General features: G+C 54.9%; 20 protein-coding genes. 7 read left to right on the plus strand and 13 right to left on the minus strand.

The window, feature by feature from the left end; genetic code table 11:
* The first annotated feature begins 154 nt into the window (after positions 1 to 154).
* Entirely contained in the window at positions 155 to 442 is a 288-nt protein-coding gene (locus tag GKR98_00855) for a DUF1330 domain-containing protein (protein ID QMU56882.1), read from the plus strand.
* 170 nt (positions 443 to 612) lie between these two features.
* A complete protein-coding gene (locus tag GKR98_00860; GenBank protein QMU56883.1) occupies positions 613 to 1,020 on the plus strand; it encodes a hypothetical protein in 408 nt (135 codons plus the stop codon).
* Positions 1,021 to 1,088: 68 nt separating this feature from the next.
* On the opposite strand, the gene GKR98_00865 is transcribed toward GKR98_00860, so the two are convergent.
* Both GKR98_00865 and phaC read right to left on the minus strand, forming a co-directional pair.
* The gene (locus tag GKR98_00865) at positions 1,089 to 1,538 is read right to left on the minus strand and encodes a phasin, PhaP (GenBank protein QMU56884.1); all 450 of its coding nucleotides are present in this window, start codon (positions 1,536 to 1,538) and stop codon (positions 1,089 to 1,091) included.
* Between the two features lie 135 nt (positions 1,539 to 1,673).
* Positions 1,674 to 3,461 carry a class I poly(R)-hydroxyalkanoic acid synthase gene (gene phaC, locus GKR98_00870; protein ID QMU56885.1) on the minus strand — a complete coding sequence of 596 codons (1,788 nt, stop codon included), beginning with the start codon at positions 3,459 to 3,461 and terminating at the stop codon, positions 1,674 to 1,676.
* Positions 3,462 to 3,584: 123 nt separating this feature from the next.
* Between phaC and phaZ the strand changes: the two genes are divergently transcribed.
* A complete protein-coding gene (gene phaZ / locus GKR98_00875) occupies positions 3,585 to 4,850 on the plus strand; it encodes a polyhydroxyalkanoate depolymerase (protein QMU59920.1) in 1,266 nt (421 codons plus the stop codon).
* An 18-nt stretch (positions 4,851 to 4,868) separates the two neighbouring features.
* On the opposite strand, the gene GKR98_00880 is transcribed toward phaZ, so the two are convergent.
* Positions 4,869 to 5,156 (minus strand): DUF3572 family protein, encoded by a 288-nt coding sequence (locus tag GKR98_00880; GenBank protein ID QMU56886.1) that lies wholly within the window; start codon positions 5,154 to 5,156, stop codon positions 4,869 to 4,871.
* Positions 5,157 to 5,242: 86 nt separating this feature from the next.
* On the opposite strand from GKR98_00880, the gene GKR98_00885 reads away from it, so the two are divergent.
* Positions 5,243 to 6,682: a diguanylate cyclase gene (locus GKR98_00885; GenBank protein ID QMU56887.1), complete on the plus strand. Its 1,440-nt coding sequence runs from the start codon at positions 5,243 to 5,245 to the stop codon at positions 6,680 to 6,682.
* On the opposite strand, the gene GKR98_00890 is transcribed toward GKR98_00885, so the two are convergent.
* Genes GKR98_00890 through GKR98_00905 form a run of 4 tightly spaced genes read right to left on the minus strand, consistent with a single transcriptional unit; the run spans position 6,669 to position 8,657 of the window.
* The gene (locus tag GKR98_00890; protein QMU56888.1) at positions 6,669 to 7,157 is read right to left on the minus strand and encodes a periplasmic heavy metal sensor; all 489 of its coding nucleotides are present in this window, start codon (positions 7,155 to 7,157) and stop codon (positions 6,669 to 6,671) included. The two genes, GKR98_00885 and GKR98_00890, sit on opposite strands and share 14 nt — an antisense overlap.
* A complete protein-coding gene (locus tag GKR98_00895; GenBank protein ID QMU56889.1) occupies positions 7,154 to 7,531 on the minus strand; it encodes a hypothetical protein in 378 nt (125 codons plus the stop codon). The genes GKR98_00890 and GKR98_00895 overlap by 4 nt, the downstream gene beginning before the upstream one ends.
* Positions 7,524 to 8,117 (minus strand): RNA polymerase sigma factor, encoded by a 594-nt coding sequence (locus GKR98_00900; protein QMU56890.1) that lies wholly within the window; start codon positions 8,115 to 8,117, stop codon positions 7,524 to 7,526. The genes GKR98_00895 and GKR98_00900 overlap by 8 nt, the downstream gene beginning before the upstream one ends.
* Positions 8,118 to 8,174: 57 nt before the next feature.
* The gene (locus GKR98_00905; GenBank protein ID QMU56891.1) at positions 8,175 to 8,657 is read right to left on the minus strand and encodes a calcium-binding protein; all 483 of its coding nucleotides are present in this window, start codon (positions 8,655 to 8,657) and stop codon (positions 8,175 to 8,177) included.
* Positions 8,658 to 8,853: 196 nt separating this feature from the next.
* Here GKR98_00905 and GKR98_00910 point away from each other — a divergent pair, with 196 nt between their 5' ends.
* Both GKR98_00910 and GKR98_00915 read left to right on the plus strand, forming a co-directional pair.
* Positions 8,854 to 9,273: a DUF983 domain-containing protein gene (locus tag GKR98_00910; protein ID QMU56892.1), complete on the plus strand. Its 420-nt coding sequence runs from the start codon at positions 8,854 to 8,856 to the stop codon at positions 9,271 to 9,273.
* Between the two features lie 4 nt (positions 9,274 to 9,277).
* Positions 9,278 to 9,946 carry an NUDIX domain-containing protein gene (locus GKR98_00915; GenBank protein ID QMU56893.1) on the plus strand — a complete coding sequence of 223 codons (669 nt, stop codon included), beginning with the start codon at positions 9,278 to 9,280 and terminating at the stop codon, positions 9,944 to 9,946.
* On the opposite strand, the gene GKR98_00920 is transcribed toward GKR98_00915, so the two are convergent.
* Together GKR98_00920 and GKR98_00925 are read right to left on the minus strand one after the other, a co-directional pair.
* Complete coding sequence (locus tag GKR98_00920; GenBank protein QMU56894.1) at positions 9,947 to 10,834, minus strand: EamA family transporter; 888 nt, start codon at positions 10,832 to 10,834, stop codon at positions 9,947 to 9,949. It lies immediately after the preceding gene.
* Positions 10,835 to 10,873: 39 nt separating this feature from the next.
* Entirely contained in the window at positions 10,874 to 11,770 is an 897-nt protein-coding gene (locus GKR98_00925; protein ID QMU56895.1) for a fatty acid desaturase, read from the minus strand.
* A gap of 165 nt (positions 11,771 to 11,935) precedes the next feature.
* Here GKR98_00925 and GKR98_00930 point away from each other — a divergent pair, with 165 nt between their 5' ends.
* Positions 11,936 to 12,733 carry a helix-turn-helix domain-containing protein gene (locus GKR98_00930; protein ID QMU59921.1) on the plus strand — a complete coding sequence of 266 codons (798 nt, stop codon included), beginning with the start codon at positions 11,936 to 11,938 and terminating at the stop codon, positions 12,731 to 12,733.
* On the opposite strand, the gene GKR98_00935 is transcribed toward GKR98_00930, so the two are convergent.
* The 4 genes from GKR98_00935 to GKR98_00950 all read right to left on the minus strand — a co-directional run bounded on the left by GKR98_00935 (position 12,706) and on the right by GKR98_00950 (position 15,210).
* Positions 12,706 to 13,215 carry a hypothetical protein gene (locus GKR98_00935; GenBank protein QMU56896.1) on the minus strand — a complete coding sequence of 170 codons (510 nt, stop codon included), beginning with the start codon at positions 13,213 to 13,215 and terminating at the stop codon, positions 12,706 to 12,708. The genes GKR98_00930 and GKR98_00935 overlap by 28 nt on opposite strands.
* Positions 13,212 to 13,745, minus strand: a complete 534-nt coding sequence (locus GKR98_00940; GenBank protein ID QMU56897.1) for a lipocalin — start codon at positions 13,743 to 13,745, stop codon at positions 13,212 to 13,214. The genes GKR98_00935 and GKR98_00940 overlap by 4 nt, the downstream gene beginning before the upstream one ends.
* On the minus strand, positions 13,733 to 14,089 hold the full coding sequence (locus tag GKR98_00945) for a hypothetical protein (protein QMU56898.1): 357 nt from the start codon (positions 14,087 to 14,089) through the stop codon (positions 13,733 to 13,735). Before GKR98_00945 ends, GKR98_00940 begins: the two co-directional genes overlap by 13 nt.
* A gap of 74 nt (positions 14,090 to 14,163) precedes the next feature.
* Positions 14,164 to 15,210 carry an aldo/keto reductase gene (locus tag GKR98_00950; GenBank protein QMU56899.1) on the minus strand — a complete coding sequence of 349 codons (1,047 nt, stop codon included), beginning with the start codon at positions 15,208 to 15,210 and terminating at the stop codon, positions 14,164 to 14,166.
* Positions 15,211 to 15,274: the final 64 nt, after the last annotated feature.

Below are 15,274 nucleotides of genomic sequence, written 5' to 3' on the forward strand. Positions count from 1 at the left end.
CTAGAACAGGCAAGACCTTGTGGGGCAAGGCCATGCCGGAAAACAGCGATACGACAAGCAAAGGTGTTTCGTGTTCTGGCCTTGTTGGCATCGAGGTGCAGAGGTAGCGTTTGCCGGAACGAACAGAAACACAGTTTTTAAGGGAATCGCTTGGATGGCAAAGGGCTATTGGATCTTGCACGTAACGGTGAATAACGCTGAGGCGTACAAGGAATATGTTGAAAAAGACACACCGATTATTGAGGGGCTGGGAGGCCGGTTTCTGGTCCGTGGTGGACAGTGCGAAGTCCCAGAAGGCGACACTTTTGACCGGCACGTTGTGATTGAGTTTCCATCGTATGAGCAAGCGAAGATTGCCTATAATGACTCACGATATCAAGAAGTTGCGGATATTCGAAAGCGGAACGCAGAAAGCGTTGCGATTGTAGTTGAAGGAACTTAGGGCAGGGTGCGTCGGGCCTGGAAATAGGAATCTTTCAGATCGCCAGCTGGCACGCTGACGTCGGCTTATCCTTTGATGTAACTTAAAATTGTATTAACTTCCAGATAGCACTAATAAATTGTGCTGCGTCGCGCTATGCTGACGCCGTCTTTTCGCAACGGACGTTAACAATGGCTTTCCCTGGCGCCCGGTTAGGGCAGACCCAAGTTCTTTCCGGACCTAGGGTGCTGTGTCTGGATGATAACAAGTCAATCGCGGACGAATTGGCGGAAGCATTTATCGATCTTGGATGCGTCGATGCATACGTCGCGTATGATATCGAAGGTGTAGAAGCAATTCTTGGGCAAATCCACATCGAGCTCGCGCTTTTGGATGTTGGGCTTGGCGGTGGAATATCCAGCGTCGCAACTGGTTCTCGCATCGCAGCCCTGGGCGGGAAAGTTGTCTTTATGTCGGGCTATAGCCGATGGGAGCTGACATCGGCGCTGGACGACTTTGAATTTGTGGAAAAGCCAGTTTCCTACAGCACGCTTGAAGGCATCGTGGCAGCGTATTTGTCAACGTCGAACGCTGCATAAAAAAAGCGGGCCGCAAAGGGCCCGCTAGTTAATGTTACCAACAGGGAGGAGTTGGCAATCGGTATGACTTACTTGGCAGCAGCGGCTTTCTTAGCAGCAGCTGTCAGGTCGTTGGTTGCTTTCTTAACAGCAGCCGATGTGTCGTCGCTGATGTCTTTGCCAGCGGCCATCATCAGTTCAACAGTTTCCATCTGAACTTTTTTGGCAACTTCGGCGAAAGCAGCCATGGATTCGGCGCTTGTTTCAGCCTGAGCGGAAGCAAAGTCAGTGATTGCTTTGGTGTAATCTGCAGGGTCTTCTTTGGCAGTTGTAACCGAACCGATTTTGCCGATTGTGGTTGTTGCCCAGCCAGCGGAGATCACTGTGGATTTCTCTGCGGCTTCCAAGACAACTTTCGACATTTTGTCGGCGAGAGCTGCCTGGTTTTTGAAGGTGTCCTGCATTGCAGTCATGTCGACCGGAAATGCACCCATCATGTCTTTCATCATCTTTGTGTAGTCGTTCGAAGCTTTAGCCATTGGTCTCTATCCTAAATATGCGCGGTCGTGGCGGCCGCTTTTCTGCGTCTGCAAAGGATATAGATGCTGCAATGCAGCAAATCAATTGTTTTTGCTGCATTGCAGCAATTTTTATTATATTTTAAAATCAGATAGTTAGGATGATTTCGGTGTCTCGGACACATATTTTCCAGGTGCTGCACACAACACAGGGTAAGCCTTTTTGGCCCCAGGAGTCCGCGCCGGAACCTGTTTTCCAGACCGCGATGACAGCCATTCGTCCCATTTAGGCCACCATGACCCTTCGTGGAAATCCGCACTTTCACGCCAATCTTCGGGGGCAAGTGCCCAGTCGTCATTGGTGTAATGGCCGTATTTCTTTTTGGATGGGGGATTAATGATCCCGGCGATATGGCCGCTTTCAGACAGCAAGAAAGTCTTTGACTTGCTGCCCATCTGTTGAATTCCACGATAGCTGGTATCCCACGCGGCAATGTGATCCGTCTCGCAGGCGATGGCACAAAGTGGGATCTTTACGTCGCTGAGGCGAACAGTTTCGCCAAGAATTTCGAACCCTTCGGTTGCAAATCTGTTCTCCTGACAAAGGCCGCGCAGATATTGCATGGCCATGGTCCCGGGCAGGTTTGTGCCGTCGCCATTCCAGTACAGCAGATCAAACGCGGGGGGCGCTTCGCCCAGCATGTAGCTGCGGATGGCCGGGCCATAGATCAGATCGTTGGACCGCAGGAAGCTAAAGGTGCGCGACATGATCTTTTTGTCGAGAATGCCTTCGGCTTCGATCGAGTCGACGAAATCGTTGGAAAGGAAAACGCCGACTTCGCCCTGATCGGAAAAATCAGTGAGCGTGGTGAAGAACGTGGCTGACTTTACCGATTTGTCGCCGCGTTTCTGCAGTACGCCCAGCGTCAGCGACAAGGTGGTGCCGGCGATGCAATAGCCGATAGCATTGACCTGTTTTTCACCGGTGATCGCTTTGACCTGTTCAATTGCAGTCAGGTAGCCTTTGTCGACGTAGTCATCCAATCGGAAATTCCGATAGCTTGCGTCGGGGTTCTTCCAACTGACCACATAGACAGTATAGCCCTGTTCTACTGCCCATCGAATGAAACTGTTTTTAGGTTTCAGATCGAGCACATAGAACTTGTTGATCCAGGGCGGAAAGATGATCAGCGGTATCTTGTGAACCGTTTCGGTCAGCGGCGCATATTGGATCAGCTCGAAGATTTCATTGCGGAAGACAACAGATCCATCAGTCGATGCGATGTTTTCGCCAACCGTGAACGCGCTTTTGTCCGCCAGAGTTACTGCCATTTCGCCGTCGTTGGTTTCCAGATCGCGCACGAGGTTCTCAAGCCCGTCGACAAGGCTTTGGCCGTTGGTTTCAAGCGCTTTGTTCAGAGCCGTTGGATTTGTGCCCAGGAAGTTGGTCGGACTCATCATGTCGATGATCTGGCGGCTGAAGTAGCGAAGTCGCTTTTTGTCCTGGTCTTCGAGATCATCAAGAGCTTCAACCGTCTCGGTCACGGCTTCAGCGGACATCTGATATTGCTGTCTAATGAAGTTAAAAAATGGGTTGGTTTCCCACATGGGATCGGCAAAACGGCGATCCTTGGTTTGAGTGTCTTCAACTGATTCCAGTGAACCCTTGCTCAGATTCTGTTGCACTTCTGCATAGTGTTGTAGGGCTTTGCCCCAATAGCCGACCTGTTGTTCCATCAGTTTCGCAGGGTTTGCCGCCATTTCCGAGAAATACGCGCCCGCTGCCTTTGCATAAAGGTCCTGGCCTGGCCCTTCGAGGCCGGGATTGGTCGGATTTTTGCGCGACATAGCTTCGGTCATCCGCTGGGATAACTCTTCAATTCGCGCCAAATTATCATTCAGACGCTCAAGATCGACAGGTAAATCGGTATCTTTAGTTGTCATAACGGTTTTTCGCGCCTAGTTTGCAGTTGCAGCATAATCATGCTGCACGGTAATTGTACCTTTACGTCCCTGAACCATTTCGGTCAAAGCGACGTTTTGGCTCGGCGGGCGAAAGGCATGCTCATGCGGCATATGATGACTTACGACCTCATGGAGACCATCCGCACCACCAATCAGTGGGCCGGTGCGACCGCACAGGCAATGGCATCTTACCCCATGTGGGGCGTTGTTCCCAATCCTGCTTTCAAAATGATGGCCGCCTGGGGTGAAGTGACGGAACGCAGTTTTTCACGAATGGTCGCCAAGCCGGACTGGGGAATTGATTCTGTCGTCGCGGCTGACGGGCGCGATCATCTGGTGTCAGTTGATATCGAGGTGGAGCGGCCATTTGGCGACCTCATTCGGTTCAATGTTCAGGGGCGGCCGGAAAAGAAGCGTCGCATTCTGTTGGTGGCGCCGATGTCGGGACACTATGCAACTTTGTTACGCTCAACTGTTCAAAGCCTTTTGCCAGATGCAGAAGTGTGGATCACCGACTGGCACAATGCGCGCGATATTCCGGTGAGCGTCGGCAAGTTCGATATCGAAGATTACACTCGGTATCTGGCGGACTTCATGGATCATTTGGGGTCTGACTTGAATGTCATTGCAGTTTGTCAGCCAGCACCGCTGGCGTTGGCCGCAACTGCGTTGCTGGCGGCCGAAAAGCCAAAATCACAACCGCGAACGTTGACGTTGATCGGCGGACCTATCGACCCTGATGCCGCGCCGTCGGATGTGACGGACTTTGGGCGGCGGGTGACAATGGGCCAGCTTGAGCAGTTCATCATACAGCGTGTTGGGTTCAAATACGCCGGTGTCGGGCGCAAAGTTTACCCAGGATTACTGCAACTGGCGTCGTTTATGTCGATGAACTCTGAAACGCATACAACTGCGTTTTCTGATCAGATCATGCGCGTTGCCAAAGGGCAGGCGGGTGACCACGACAAACACAATCGGTTTTATGACGAGTATTTGGCGGTCATGGATATGACTGCGGAATTTTACTTGTCGACAGTTGAACGCATTTTCAAAGATCGTGAAATTGCCCGGAATGCTTTTGTCGTTGAAGGCACCGAGATCGACATCGGTTCCATCAGTGATGTCGCCGTAAAGGTGGTTGAAGGCGAGCGGGATGATATCAGCGCCCCCGGACAGTGTCTGGCGGCCTTGGATCTGTTGACCGGATTACCGGACAGCAAGAAAGCTGCGCATCTGGAGCCCGGCGCCGGACACTATGGGATATTTGCGGGCAAGAGCTGGCGGAACAATATCCGTCCGCTGGTGTTGGATTTTATCGACAGTAACGCTCCGCAAAAATCAGCCGTAAAGCGTCGCAAATCAGCATAAGTTTTTTGGCGATTTGAATCAGGTCCAGCTAACCTGGGCTCCGCCGGGCAGCGCGGCACGTGCCCGCATGGGAAAGTCCGGATCATAGTTCTCGGCTGCGCAAAACGCCGATATCCAGGCGTCATCCATCAGTAGAAAATCCAGCACCGAGGCCAGAAATTCCGGGTCCTGAGCGCGTGTTCGCACGTCTACGGCGGAAGTTCCAGTTGAACCCATGAAGATCGTGAACAGGTCATCGGTCCCCGCCAGCCAGGATAATGCTTCAATTGCAATGACTTCAGCGGAATCTTGCGAAAGCGGTGTCATGGAACCTCTCTTGGAAAGCATTTCTTAACGCTTCTGAGCAAAGACTGAACCGGGAAGCAATAATTGTAAACAAATTGAGGTGAAACGTGTCGAGCCGGATTCTGGTCATTGATCACGTGCCAACGACGCGCATGTTACTTTCGTCGCTTCTGTCGGCGAGCCAGTATCATGTTGCGACGGCTGTAAGCGTGGATGAGGCAGCCCGCGCGACTAAGCAGCAAAGACCGGATGTCATTCTTGCTGGAGTGGGTGCCATCGGGCCAACCCACATTATGGAACTATTGCGGGAAGCGGGGGTCGTATCATTTCAAAACGCCACGGTGCCCGTGATTTGCATCGACCCAGATGGCACGCCGGAGCGACGGCTGGATGCGCTGCGATCCGGTGCGCGGGAATTGTTGGGTTATCCTTGTCCGGACTGTCTACTATTAGCGCGGATGCGAAATGTATTACGCGAGGCCGGGGGCGCGCGTGAAATACTGCGCCGAAAGTCGGCGGCTGCTTCTCTTGGATTTGCCGAAGAGGCCACTGTTTTTCGGCGCGCAGGTCGCGTTGCCTTAGTTGCCGAAGATCCTAATTGTATTCCAGGGAATTCCGCTTTGGTCGAAAAGTTCGGGCAAAACCTAACTTTGCTGACTGCTGCGGAAGCGATGGCTTTGTCCTCTGACAGCCCGGCCATTGATGCCTTTGTTCTGGACGGAGCATGTCAGCCCAAAATGCGGATGCTGGGTACGTTGCCGGAATTGCGCGCGCGTGACCATACACGCCATGCATCGGTTCTGGTCACGCACGAAAGCGACGATGTGGACGCTGCTATTCTTGCCCTGGATAGCGGTGCGTCGGATGTGGTGGACTGCAACGCTTTAGGTGAGGAACTGGTGATGCGCGTGGAGAACCTATTGGAACGTAAGGCTGCGAGTGACGCTTTAAGGCAGATGTCCGAGAGCGGGCTTCAGTTGGCCGTCACTGACACCCTGACGAACCTCTTCAATCGCCGTTACGCCGAAGCATATTTGTCAGATACCATCGCCGCCGCAGAAACCACGCGCCAGCCCTTCACACTGATGATGGTGGACATTGACCATTTCAAGGGCATCAATGATTCACTGGGACATGCCGCAGGTGATGCCGTATTGAAGGCGGTCGCCAAACGCATGCGCAAGAATTTGCGGTCAGTTGATCTGGTGGCGCGCTTTGGTGGCGAAGAGTTTCTGGTGGTTCTTCCGGGCACAAATTCTGATCTGGCCGAACTGGCGGCGAACCGGTTGCGGTCCCGAACTTGCGATACACCTATCCGACTAAGTGACGATCAGAAGATTGATGTGACCGTTAGTATTGGAGTTACTGTTAGCGGATTGCGACCGTTGGCAGAACGTCATGCGAATTGCGCGCCGTCGACAGATCGAATAGCGGCCAAAAGCACCAAACGTGTTGCGAACCGGTTGTTGCGGATGGCTGACTCGGCGCTTTATGCCGCCAAGGCATCTGGGCGGAATCGGGTTGAAATGGCTGTTAATCGCGCCTGAGGTGACGCAAAGATCGCGACAATCGCGCGGCGTACTCCTGGCGCTGTTCCAAGTTCATGGACGAAAGGCGCTCTATTAAAAGAGTTTCCCCGATTTCCTGACGGTTCACCGCGACGCTGCGCTGTGCGCCTAAAAGTTCCCGCACTGCGTCGGCATCAAACGGATTAGCGGTTACGGCGATGAGAAAAGACTCAAACCGCGTTTTCAGTGCCTTACGGTTTTCACGAAGGCGGTCCTGGTTCGACCGTATGGATTTGATCAGGCTTTCGCGATCTTCCTTGGACAAGGCGCGGACGAATGGTTCGCCAATGAGAGACCGGGATGGGCCGCTGATGCGTTCACCCTTGCTTGGGCCTTTGGCCGAAAACATCCAACCGGCGGCTATACCCACGATTAGTAGATTGAGTGCCATCGAAACCAGAAAGAGCGGCATTAGCCAGCGCCTCTTTGGCGGGGCCTGAGGGTTGTCGGTCATCCGTCGACCTCCAATGCTGTGAACTGACTGAGATCAGCGCCCGGCAGGAACGAACTTAAATCGATTTCGGTAGTTGTGCCGGTCAGAAAGCTGTCTGCCAATTGTGATTCCGGCAGAGCCAGCCCGATCCATACGCCCATGACGGTTGCCGCCGTCAACCCAGATGCCGGGAGCCAAGTGGCGGCGAGTCTTGACCAAAAGGACGGGCCTTTTACTTGTTCGGACGATAAGACCTGGCGCGGCGGAGCGACCGCCACTTCGGCGTCTACCATAAGACGAGCCATAAAGTCGGTTCCCAAGTCCGGCGAATTCGAGCGTGCGGCGCCGAACATGGCGTCCAGCGCGTCGTCGTCCCTTTGGTGTTTCTCAGTCATCTTCGTACCCCAGTTCATCGCGTCTGCCCTTCAGGGCCGCTGCGAGAGTGCGTTTTCCACGCGCGGTCAGACTTTCAACGGCTTCAACGCTTATGTCCATGATCTCGGCGATCTCCGGATTGGTAAGCTCTTCGATGTGGCGCAAAACCACGGCCTGTCGTTGCCGGTCGGGCAAAGTTAGCAGGGCTGTGTTCAGTGCATCGTTTCTGGCTGTTTCGGTCATGCGCGCCACCGCTGATTTCAGATCGGCCTCGGGTTCGGCGATGGCATCCAGATCGACCGATGGGCGACGGGCGCGCAGCCGGTCTGTGCAGTGGTTGGCCAGAACCCGGTAGCACCAGGTCGACACTTTTGCTTCGTCTTGTCGCCAGTCCGGTGCGATTTTCCATAATTTCAGTAGTGTTTCCTGAACTGCGTCTTCGGCCTCGGCCCGATCGCCGAGAAGTCGCCATGCCTGATTGAACAGGCGCGGGGCCAATCGGGACACCAAAAGGCGCGCCGCACTTGCGTCGCCATTGCCGACCGCCACCAGCAATACCTGATCGCTGATGCTGTCGTCGGCGGATGGAATGGCTTCCTGCAACATGGACACAGAACGGAAGTAACGCCGGAGTGCTACGGGAGCAATCCGGCGCAGCTCCGATCATTCGGTTCTTGATCCTTTACGCTTGCCTTTTTTGCCGCGATGTTCGGCCATGCGTTCCTGCATGACTTCGAATTCTTCAGCGTTGATGCCACCTGAGTCGTCGGTATCGGCACGGCTTATCATGCGTTCGCCGAAGCCACCGCGGCCGCGATTTTCCAGCACATCACGCGACAGGAACCCATCGTCGTCTGCATCAAGCCGCGAGAACATTTTGGTTGCTCGCTCGTTGCCTTTGGCTTCAGCATGGGCAAGGAATTCCGCCTCGGACACCTGTCCGTCGCTGTCAGTGTCGATTTCGGCAAAACGCTGAGCTTTCAGCGCGTCCAGATCTGCCATGTCGATTTCGCCGCTGCCATCAACGTCGAGAGTTTCGAAGCTGACCGGTTCGTGGTCGAAACCACGTTCTTTGGCGTTTGCTACGCCAAATCCTGCGCCGATGATGACGGCTGCAATAACTATTCTAGCTGTAGTGTGATCCACGGTTAATTCTCCTGTATGAATGGGTCACTGTCTGTCGTTCCAGTAATTCAAACGGGAGGCTGTGAAGTTTCCGTCGCGGTTTCCGAAAAAAGTTTTCCGGGGAATGCGACGCGACATCCCGCCGCAAGGACGTTTCGTTGCATTTTAACTGGCTCGGCTTAGGTCCATGGTGTCGGCAGTTAACGAGGCGACCAAAATGTTCCATGAACAAATCACAGATGAAAATGAACACCGGCACGATGCTGAAGATCGTGACGTGCGCGGCTCGATGCTGCGCGGGTGGCGGCGCAAATGTCCACGCTGTGGCAAGGGCCCTTTGATGAAGGGATACTTGGCTGTGCGCGATACCTGCCCTGTTTGTGATCAAAAACTCTCGGTTCATCGAGCGGACGATGGTCCTGCCTATCTGACAATTCTGATTGTCGGGCATATCATGGCACCATCGATTATCTGGGCGTTCACTGAATTTCGGCCCGACCCGTTGGTTTTGGCGACGACTTTCACTGTCGGATGTGTCGGACTTTCGCTATACCTTTTGCCAAGGCTGAAGGGGGCGATTGTCGGGTTGCAATGGGCGAAAAGACTTCACGGATTTGGGGCCGCCAAAGCGGCGTGAAACCATGAGCGACGCGGAACCTATCCGCGACGCGGCAACAATAATCGTTGTTCGTAATGCCGACGAAGCGCCATCGGTATTGATGGGGCAGCGTGGCAAAACTGCTGTTTTCATGCCTGACAAGTTTGTGTTTCCAGGTGGTCGCGTGGACGCCGAGGATGGAGACATTGACTTGACCGGTGAGCTGAAAGAGCCATGTTTGCAGAGGCTTGCACAAAGTAATGCGTCGGTAACGCCTCATACTTTGGCCGTTGCGGCGATACGGGAACTTTGGGAGGAGACCGGATTTGTCATGGGGCGGCAAAGCGTTTGGCGCGATCCACCGTCGGATTGGTCAGGATTTGCCGAAATGGGGTTTCGGCCGGATGCCAGCCAATTGAAGTTCTTCTTTCGGGCGCTGACTCCACCGGGACGGCCACGCCGCTTTGATGCGCGGTTTTTTGTGGCGTCAGAGAACGCACTGGCAAATGGAGGTGGTGATATCGTGCCTCCGACTGATGAACTTTCGCATCTACAATGGGTGCCCTTGTCAGAAGTGAGGCAATTAAATCTGGCATTTATTACGCAGTTGGTGCTGGCAGAGTTGCAGAAACATCTGCCATCGCTGGAAGCGCCCAAGGGAGTTCCGTTTGTGCGGAATGATGCGTTGGACAGCAAAGTGATCTGGCTTTGATCAGCCGATGACGGCAACCGCGATGACCGAGGCGGTGATAACTCCCATGCCAAGTAGTTCGCGGGCTGAGGGGCGCTCGCGGAAAAACAACACACCCGCAATCAGCGAGAATATCAACTCGATCTGGCCAACAGCGAATACATAAGCTGCATTCTGAAGGGAAAACGCGGCGAACCAACACCAGCTTCCGATCAGAGATGTGACACCTACCAGAAGGCCGGTGCGCCAAGTTGCCAATGTGGCCGCGATCTGGCCCATCTCGCGACGCCAGAGCCAGAAGCCAAGGGCGATGGTTTGAGACGTGGTGACCAATGCCAGTGTGATGCCCGAAACGAGGAACGTATCGTCGGACAAAACAGCCAAAGTCGCGCCGCGATAACCCACTGCTGATAAAGCGAAAAACACACCTGACGCCAGTCCAAGAGCTACGCCGCGATTGAATATGCCGCCGCCTTCCGGGGGATTGGATAACAGCAGGACGCCGACGAACCCCAGTGCGATGAATGCTGCTCCAACTGGTGAAATATGGTCGCCAAGGATGACCAGCCCGGCGAGTGCGGTGAGCATCACCTCGGTTTTCTTGAATGTTATTCCAACGGCAAACGCGCGCTGTTTGAACAGGCTGACGGTACAGACTGTGGCGAGGATTTGTGCAAGGCCGCCACCCAGTGCGTAAGGCCAGAATTGCGGTTCAAATGAGGGCAGAGACGCCGGGGTCACGGCGACGTATGTGGTAACGACAGCGGCAATTACCGGCGCCGACCAAAGGAAGCGCGCCCATGTCGCTGCCGCCGGGCTTAGGGTTGCCCCGGCCAACACTTTTTGCAGAGCGAAACGTGCGGTTTGTGCCAAAGCGGCGCAAATTGAAAGGATGACCCAAAGTTCCATGGCCGCACAATCTGCCGAACTGCATGGAAGGGGAAGCGGTTAATTGCGCCGCCAAAGCGGATGCGGAACAGCGTCTTTGCGGAAAAAGAAGTAACGCCTAAAAACCTCGCCGTAAGATTTGTAGAAGTAACCTTCGTTCTGGCGCAGATAGTGATCGGCATTTTCCCGATAAAGACCGGGCAATTGATACCAGGGAACGCGAGGATGGTTATGGTGCACCGAATGAAAGTTATTGTTTAAAAACAGTAAGGCGAGGGGGCCTTTGTCATCAATGATAACTGTACGAGCGCGGGATTTCTCGTGGGCCTGATGTTCCAGAAATGTGCGGATGCGCAACAACGACAGACTGCCGTATGCGGCTATCATATAGGCCCAGAGCGGCATCGAAGAATAGCTGACCCAGATCATCACCAGAGACATCGCCGGGATGTGCCAAAGCCAACCGCGCAATACGCCAGGGTCTTTTTTGGCGAGGCGGATTTCGCAGATGATAAAGAAGATGGTTCCAATGATCGGGCCCAAGATCAAGCGACCCGCCAGCGAGTTGTTGATATTCAGGACCGCCCGACAGAACGGCGACAGCTTTTCCCAGTCACCTGCATCGACAAAATTGGTTTCGGGGTCGTCGTAAGGGTCGGTTAGGTTGCTGTCTTTGTGGTGGGCCAGATGGGTGTCGTGAAACCGAAAGTAGGGGACGAGCAACGACAGGCCGGGGAATACCAGTGCGTTGTTCAGACGCTGATTGCGAAACGGGTGACCGTGGATGACTTCGTGTTGCAGTGAGGAATGCTGTGCGATTGCGATCGCCGCGACGGCTATTGCGAGTGGTAGCGACCAGGCTGCAAGCCAAGTGGTTGCCCAAGCCCAAACCAAATAAGTCGCACCAAGCAGGGCAAGCGTCGGCCATTCAAAGGCTGTTTCAGATTCGGTTTTCATTTTGCCCGGATAAGTAGTTCTTCCAGGTAGTATGACACTTGCGTGATGTATTCGGTATTTGGTATGTGATCAACATAAACTCAACATTGTTGATTTTAATCACGGAGTGTGATTTTGGACAAACGAGATCGATCAATTTTGTTTACGTACCGACTGAACGAGGCAATGCGTGACCGGGATGTGAACCAAAGTGCCTTGGCGCGAACCGTTGGTATCGATCGCTCGACCATCTCGCAGCTTTTAGCAAAAAAGTCTGCACGACTTCCTAACGCTCAGGTCGTTGCCGAATGTGCGGCGGCGTTGGGGGTTTCGGCAGACTGGTTGCTGGGACTGTCAGACAAACCAGAACCGGCGGCAGATCTGTTGGCGGAGGCCATGCAGGTTGCGGATGCTCCGCGGGCGATGGTGGATGAACAGATATTCGCCTGGCATCAGGAGGCAGCGGGCTACAAAATCCGGCACGTTCCGGCGACATTGCCGGATATGCTGAAAACACCGGACATGTTGCGGTGGGAGTTCGAACCGCATTTGGGGCGCACAACTGAGCAGGCAATAGGGGCCAGTCAGGATCGTCTGAATTGGATGCGGGATGCCATGTCAGACTACGAAATCGCCATGCCGTTGTATGAGGTTGAATCTTTGGCCAGTTCGACAGGTTACTACAAAGGTTTGCCCCGGCATGTGCGGAGCGCACAGATCGAGCACCTGCAATCATTGCACGACCAACTTTACCCATCGTTGCGGGTGTTTTTATACGACGCGAGGCGTCTCTGGTCGGTGCCGGTTACGATATTCGGACCTTTGGTGGCGACGCTCTATATCGGTCAACATTACATGGCATTTCGAGACCGCGAACGGGTTCAGGTGTTGACGCGACAATTTGATTGGCTGGTACGAGAGGCCGATGTTTCGGCGCGCGGTTGGCCCGATCACCTTCAGGCGATTTCGGCTTCTGGCGGCTGAGTGTTGTCGTCGGCCGGATTGACCAGACTTTGAACCGCAGCCAATTCAGCAAGCACCTGCGTTGGCTGTTCGCGAGCGGTGGCGTGGGTCTTGTTTGAAACATCTGCCGTGAATCCGCCGCCGTCGGACTGATTGACACGCACAACGTGGTCAGGGCGCAGGGCACAGCCCTGAATTGCATCAATGTCGTGTTCGGCGATCAGAACTGCAATGACAGCATTCTTTGGTGCCTCGAACTGGGCGCGCTGGATGACTTTGCGCATTAGCTCCAAACGTTCCGGCAGGCAGATGGCAACTATGTCGGCGTGGCTGACGGCGGACGAGATGGTTGGCTTAAGAGACTTACGATCAGCCATTTGGGCAGCGCCAAGGGCTGCTGGTTCAGGATCGAACCCGGACACAGACCAACCGGCGTCGCGAAATAGCTCGGCAATTGTGTGCCCGCGTTGGCCGAGGCCTAGAATGGCGGCCCTTCTAGTCATGCGTCCTCCTGTCGGGTCATGCGCATCAGATCAGTGTCGAAACCGTTGAAATTCAAAACATCCAGCGAGGCTTTTAGCCGATCCTGCGGGATGTTCGGTGTGCGGTCGAGAATATAGGCGACGCTGCCGTCGGGTGTGCCCAAAACAGCGGTGCGATAGTCACCATCAACCCAAAGAACCCAAATTTCCTTTAAGGTGCTTTCCCCGGCGGCACGCATGGTCAGGCGGCCGGGACCCGTTACGCGGGCGGGGCCAGAGGTGGCGATTGTGCCGATCTCAGTCTGGCAGGACACCGCCTGATTCAATGTGTTAGGCGTTTGGGCGGTGTAGGTCAGGATGGTGTTGCGGCAGGTGACGCCTGTGTTCAACGGAAAACTGGCAATCTGATACCAGGTTCCGGCAAAGCGAGATGTCTCGAAACTGGCGATGGACGAAATGGGTGCCGAAGCGTCGCGATTGCCGGTGTCTGCTGCGCAGGCCGCCAACAGAAGGCAACAGGATATGGTGCCTAGTCGCTTCACTGGATGCATACGGTTGCGGGCAGACCGGCGCTGGACAGGGTTTCATGACAGCCCAGGAAGGGTTCGATTGGCGAGCAAGTGCGTGAGCGCGCCAGGCACATCCCCTGACAGTCGTTCGAGGTTCTGCATTGTTTGTTTGCATCGGACAGATCCCGGTAGCAGACGAACAACACGTCACCAGTGCGCGGGGCCCAGCGGCCACCTGTGCGTTCGCATAGGGTTTGTTCAGCAGCAACCAGTTCTGGGACCACAACGCCATTTTCGGAGGCCGAGGCTTGGGGGCCATCTTCCTGGCAGGCTGCTACGGTCAGGGCCGTAAGCAGTATCATTAGACCGCGGCAAAGCGCAGACATGAGATCCTCCGTCGATCCTCCCCCGTCCGAATGAGACTATGCGGTGGGGGAGGCAATGGGCAACCTTGGCCAGCCTAGTAAGGCATTGGATTTGCGCGGTGTGCCTTGGATACCTCATCCAACAGCTCTGACGACAGTTCGACGTCGACGCCTTTCAGGATGTGTTCCAGTTGGTCCGAGGTTGTTGCGCCGAATATCGGGATGGTGTGGAAGGGCCGTGTCAGGCACCACTGCAGCGACAGATGGGTCAGATCGACGCCATGTTTTTCAGCAATTCCGGCATAAACCTCGACCACGCCGTCAACGCGAGGAGAGGCCCGTCCGCCCATTTGGGGGCCGATGGATTTACGCGACCCGTCGGGCACAGCGCCATTCCGGTATTTGCCCGTTAGAAAGCCGGTGGCCAGGGGCGAAAACGCGAGAAGGGTGATGTCTTCGTGATGCGCAAGCTCGGCCATGTCGGTGTCATAGGGGCGGCACAAAAGCGAGTATTCGTTCTGGATTGATGCGACGCGGGGGCCGCCGACAACCTCGGCTGCGCGGAGCCATTGCATTGTGCCCCAAGCGCTGTCGTTGGACAGGCCGAAGGCGCGAATTTTGCCTTCTTGCACAAGCTCGTTCAAAACGGCCATGACGCCCGCCATGTTGTCGAGAACTTCTTGTGTTGGCGGCTGTTTGCGCGGATCGAAGTTCCAGTTCTGGCGGAACTGAAACGAGCCGCGGTTGGGCCAGTGGAACTGGTAAAGGTCGATGTAGTCGGTTTGAAGGCGTGCCAGCGAGCCGTTGACCGCATCACGGACCGTGTCGGCATGGATGCCGCGCCCGTCGCGCACAAAGCCACCGTTGTCACCGCTGTGTTTGGTTGCGATGACGACATCATCGCGGCGGCCGGATTTGGCGTTCCAGTTGCCGATAATGCGTTCGGTGTTGCCCACGGTTTCTTTCAGGACCGGGTTCACCGGATACATTTCAGCGGTGTCCATGAAGTCGATGCCGGCGTCGAGCGAGCGGTCGATCTGGTGGTGTGCATCCGCTTCGGGGGTTTGTGTGCCGAAGGTCATGGTGCCTAGGCAGTATTCGCTGACCTCGATGCCTGTGCGGCCGAGTGTTGTGCGCTTCATGGAGGACGTCCTTTGTCTTTAATTGGCCCTAGGGATAACGGCCTTGCGGGGATTGGCAAGGTGT

Source organism: Boseongicola sp. (assembly GCA_014075275.1).
GTDB lineage: Bacteria > Pseudomonadota > Alphaproteobacteria > Rhodobacterales > Rhodobacteraceae.

Bases quoted from the DNA above. Each gene is read 5' to 3' on its own strand.
- GKR98_00855 (QMU56882.1), top strand. From the start codon at position 155: ATGGCAAAGGGCTATTGGATCTTGCACGTAACGGTGAATAACGCTGAG.
- GKR98_00860 (QMU56883.1), top strand. From the start codon at position 613: ATGGCTTTCCCTGGCGCCCGGTTAGGGCAGACCCAAGTTCTTTCCGGA.
- GKR98_00865 (QMU56884.1), bottom strand. From the start codon at position 1,538: ATGGCTAAAGCTTCGAACGACTACACAAAGATGATGAAAGACATGATG.
- phaC (QMU56885.1), bottom strand. From the start codon at position 3,461: ATGACAACTAAAGATACCGATTTACCTGTCGATCTTGAGCGTCTGAAT.
- phaZ (QMU59920.1), top strand. From the start codon at position 3,585: ATGCGGCATATGATGACTTACGACCTCATGGAGACCATCCGCACCACC.
- GKR98_00880 (QMU56886.1), bottom strand. From the start codon at position 5,156: ATGACACCGCTTTCGCAAGATTCCGCTGAAGTCATTGCAATTGAAGCA.
- GKR98_00890 (QMU56888.1), bottom strand. From the start codon at position 7,157: ATGACCGACAACCCTCAGGCCCCGCCAAAGAGGCGCTGGCTAATGCCG.
- GKR98_00895 (QMU56889.1), bottom strand. From the start codon at position 7,531: ATGACTGAGAAACACCAAAGGGACGACGACGCGCTGGACGCCATGTTC.
- GKR98_00900 (QMU56890.1), bottom strand. From the start codon at position 8,117: ATGTTGCAGGAAGCCATTCCATCCGCCGACGACAGCATCAGCGATCAG.
- GKR98_00910 (QMU56892.1), top strand. From the start codon at position 8,854: ATGTTCCATGAACAAATCACAGATGAAAATGAACACCGGCACGATGCT.
- GKR98_00915 (QMU56893.1), top strand. From the start codon at position 9,278: ATGAGCGACGCGGAACCTATCCGCGACGCGGCAACAATAATCGTTGTT.
- GKR98_00920 (QMU56894.1), bottom strand. From the start codon at position 10,834: ATGGAACTTTGGGTCATCCTTTCAATTTGCGCCGCTTTGGCACAAACC.
- GKR98_00925 (QMU56895.1), bottom strand. From the start codon at position 11,770: ATGAAAACCGAATCTGAAACAGCCTTTGAATGGCCGACGCTTGCCCTG.
- GKR98_00930 (QMU59921.1), top strand. From the start codon at position 11,936: ATGCGTGACCGGGATGTGAACCAAAGTGCCTTGGCGCGAACCGTTGGT.
- GKR98_00935 (QMU56896.1), bottom strand. From the start codon at position 13,215: ATGACTAGAAGGGCCGCCATTCTAGGCCTCGGCCAACGCGGGCACACA.
- GKR98_00940 (QMU56897.1), bottom strand. From the start codon at position 13,745: ATGCATCCAGTGAAGCGACTAGGCACCATATCCTGTTGCCTTCTGTTG.
- GKR98_00945 (QMU56898.1), bottom strand. From the start codon at position 14,089: ATGTCTGCGCTTTGCCGCGGTCTAATGATACTGCTTACGGCCCTGACC.
- GKR98_00950 (QMU56899.1), bottom strand. From the start codon at position 15,210: ATGAAGCGCACAACACTCGGCCGCACAGGCATCGAGGTCAGCGAATAC.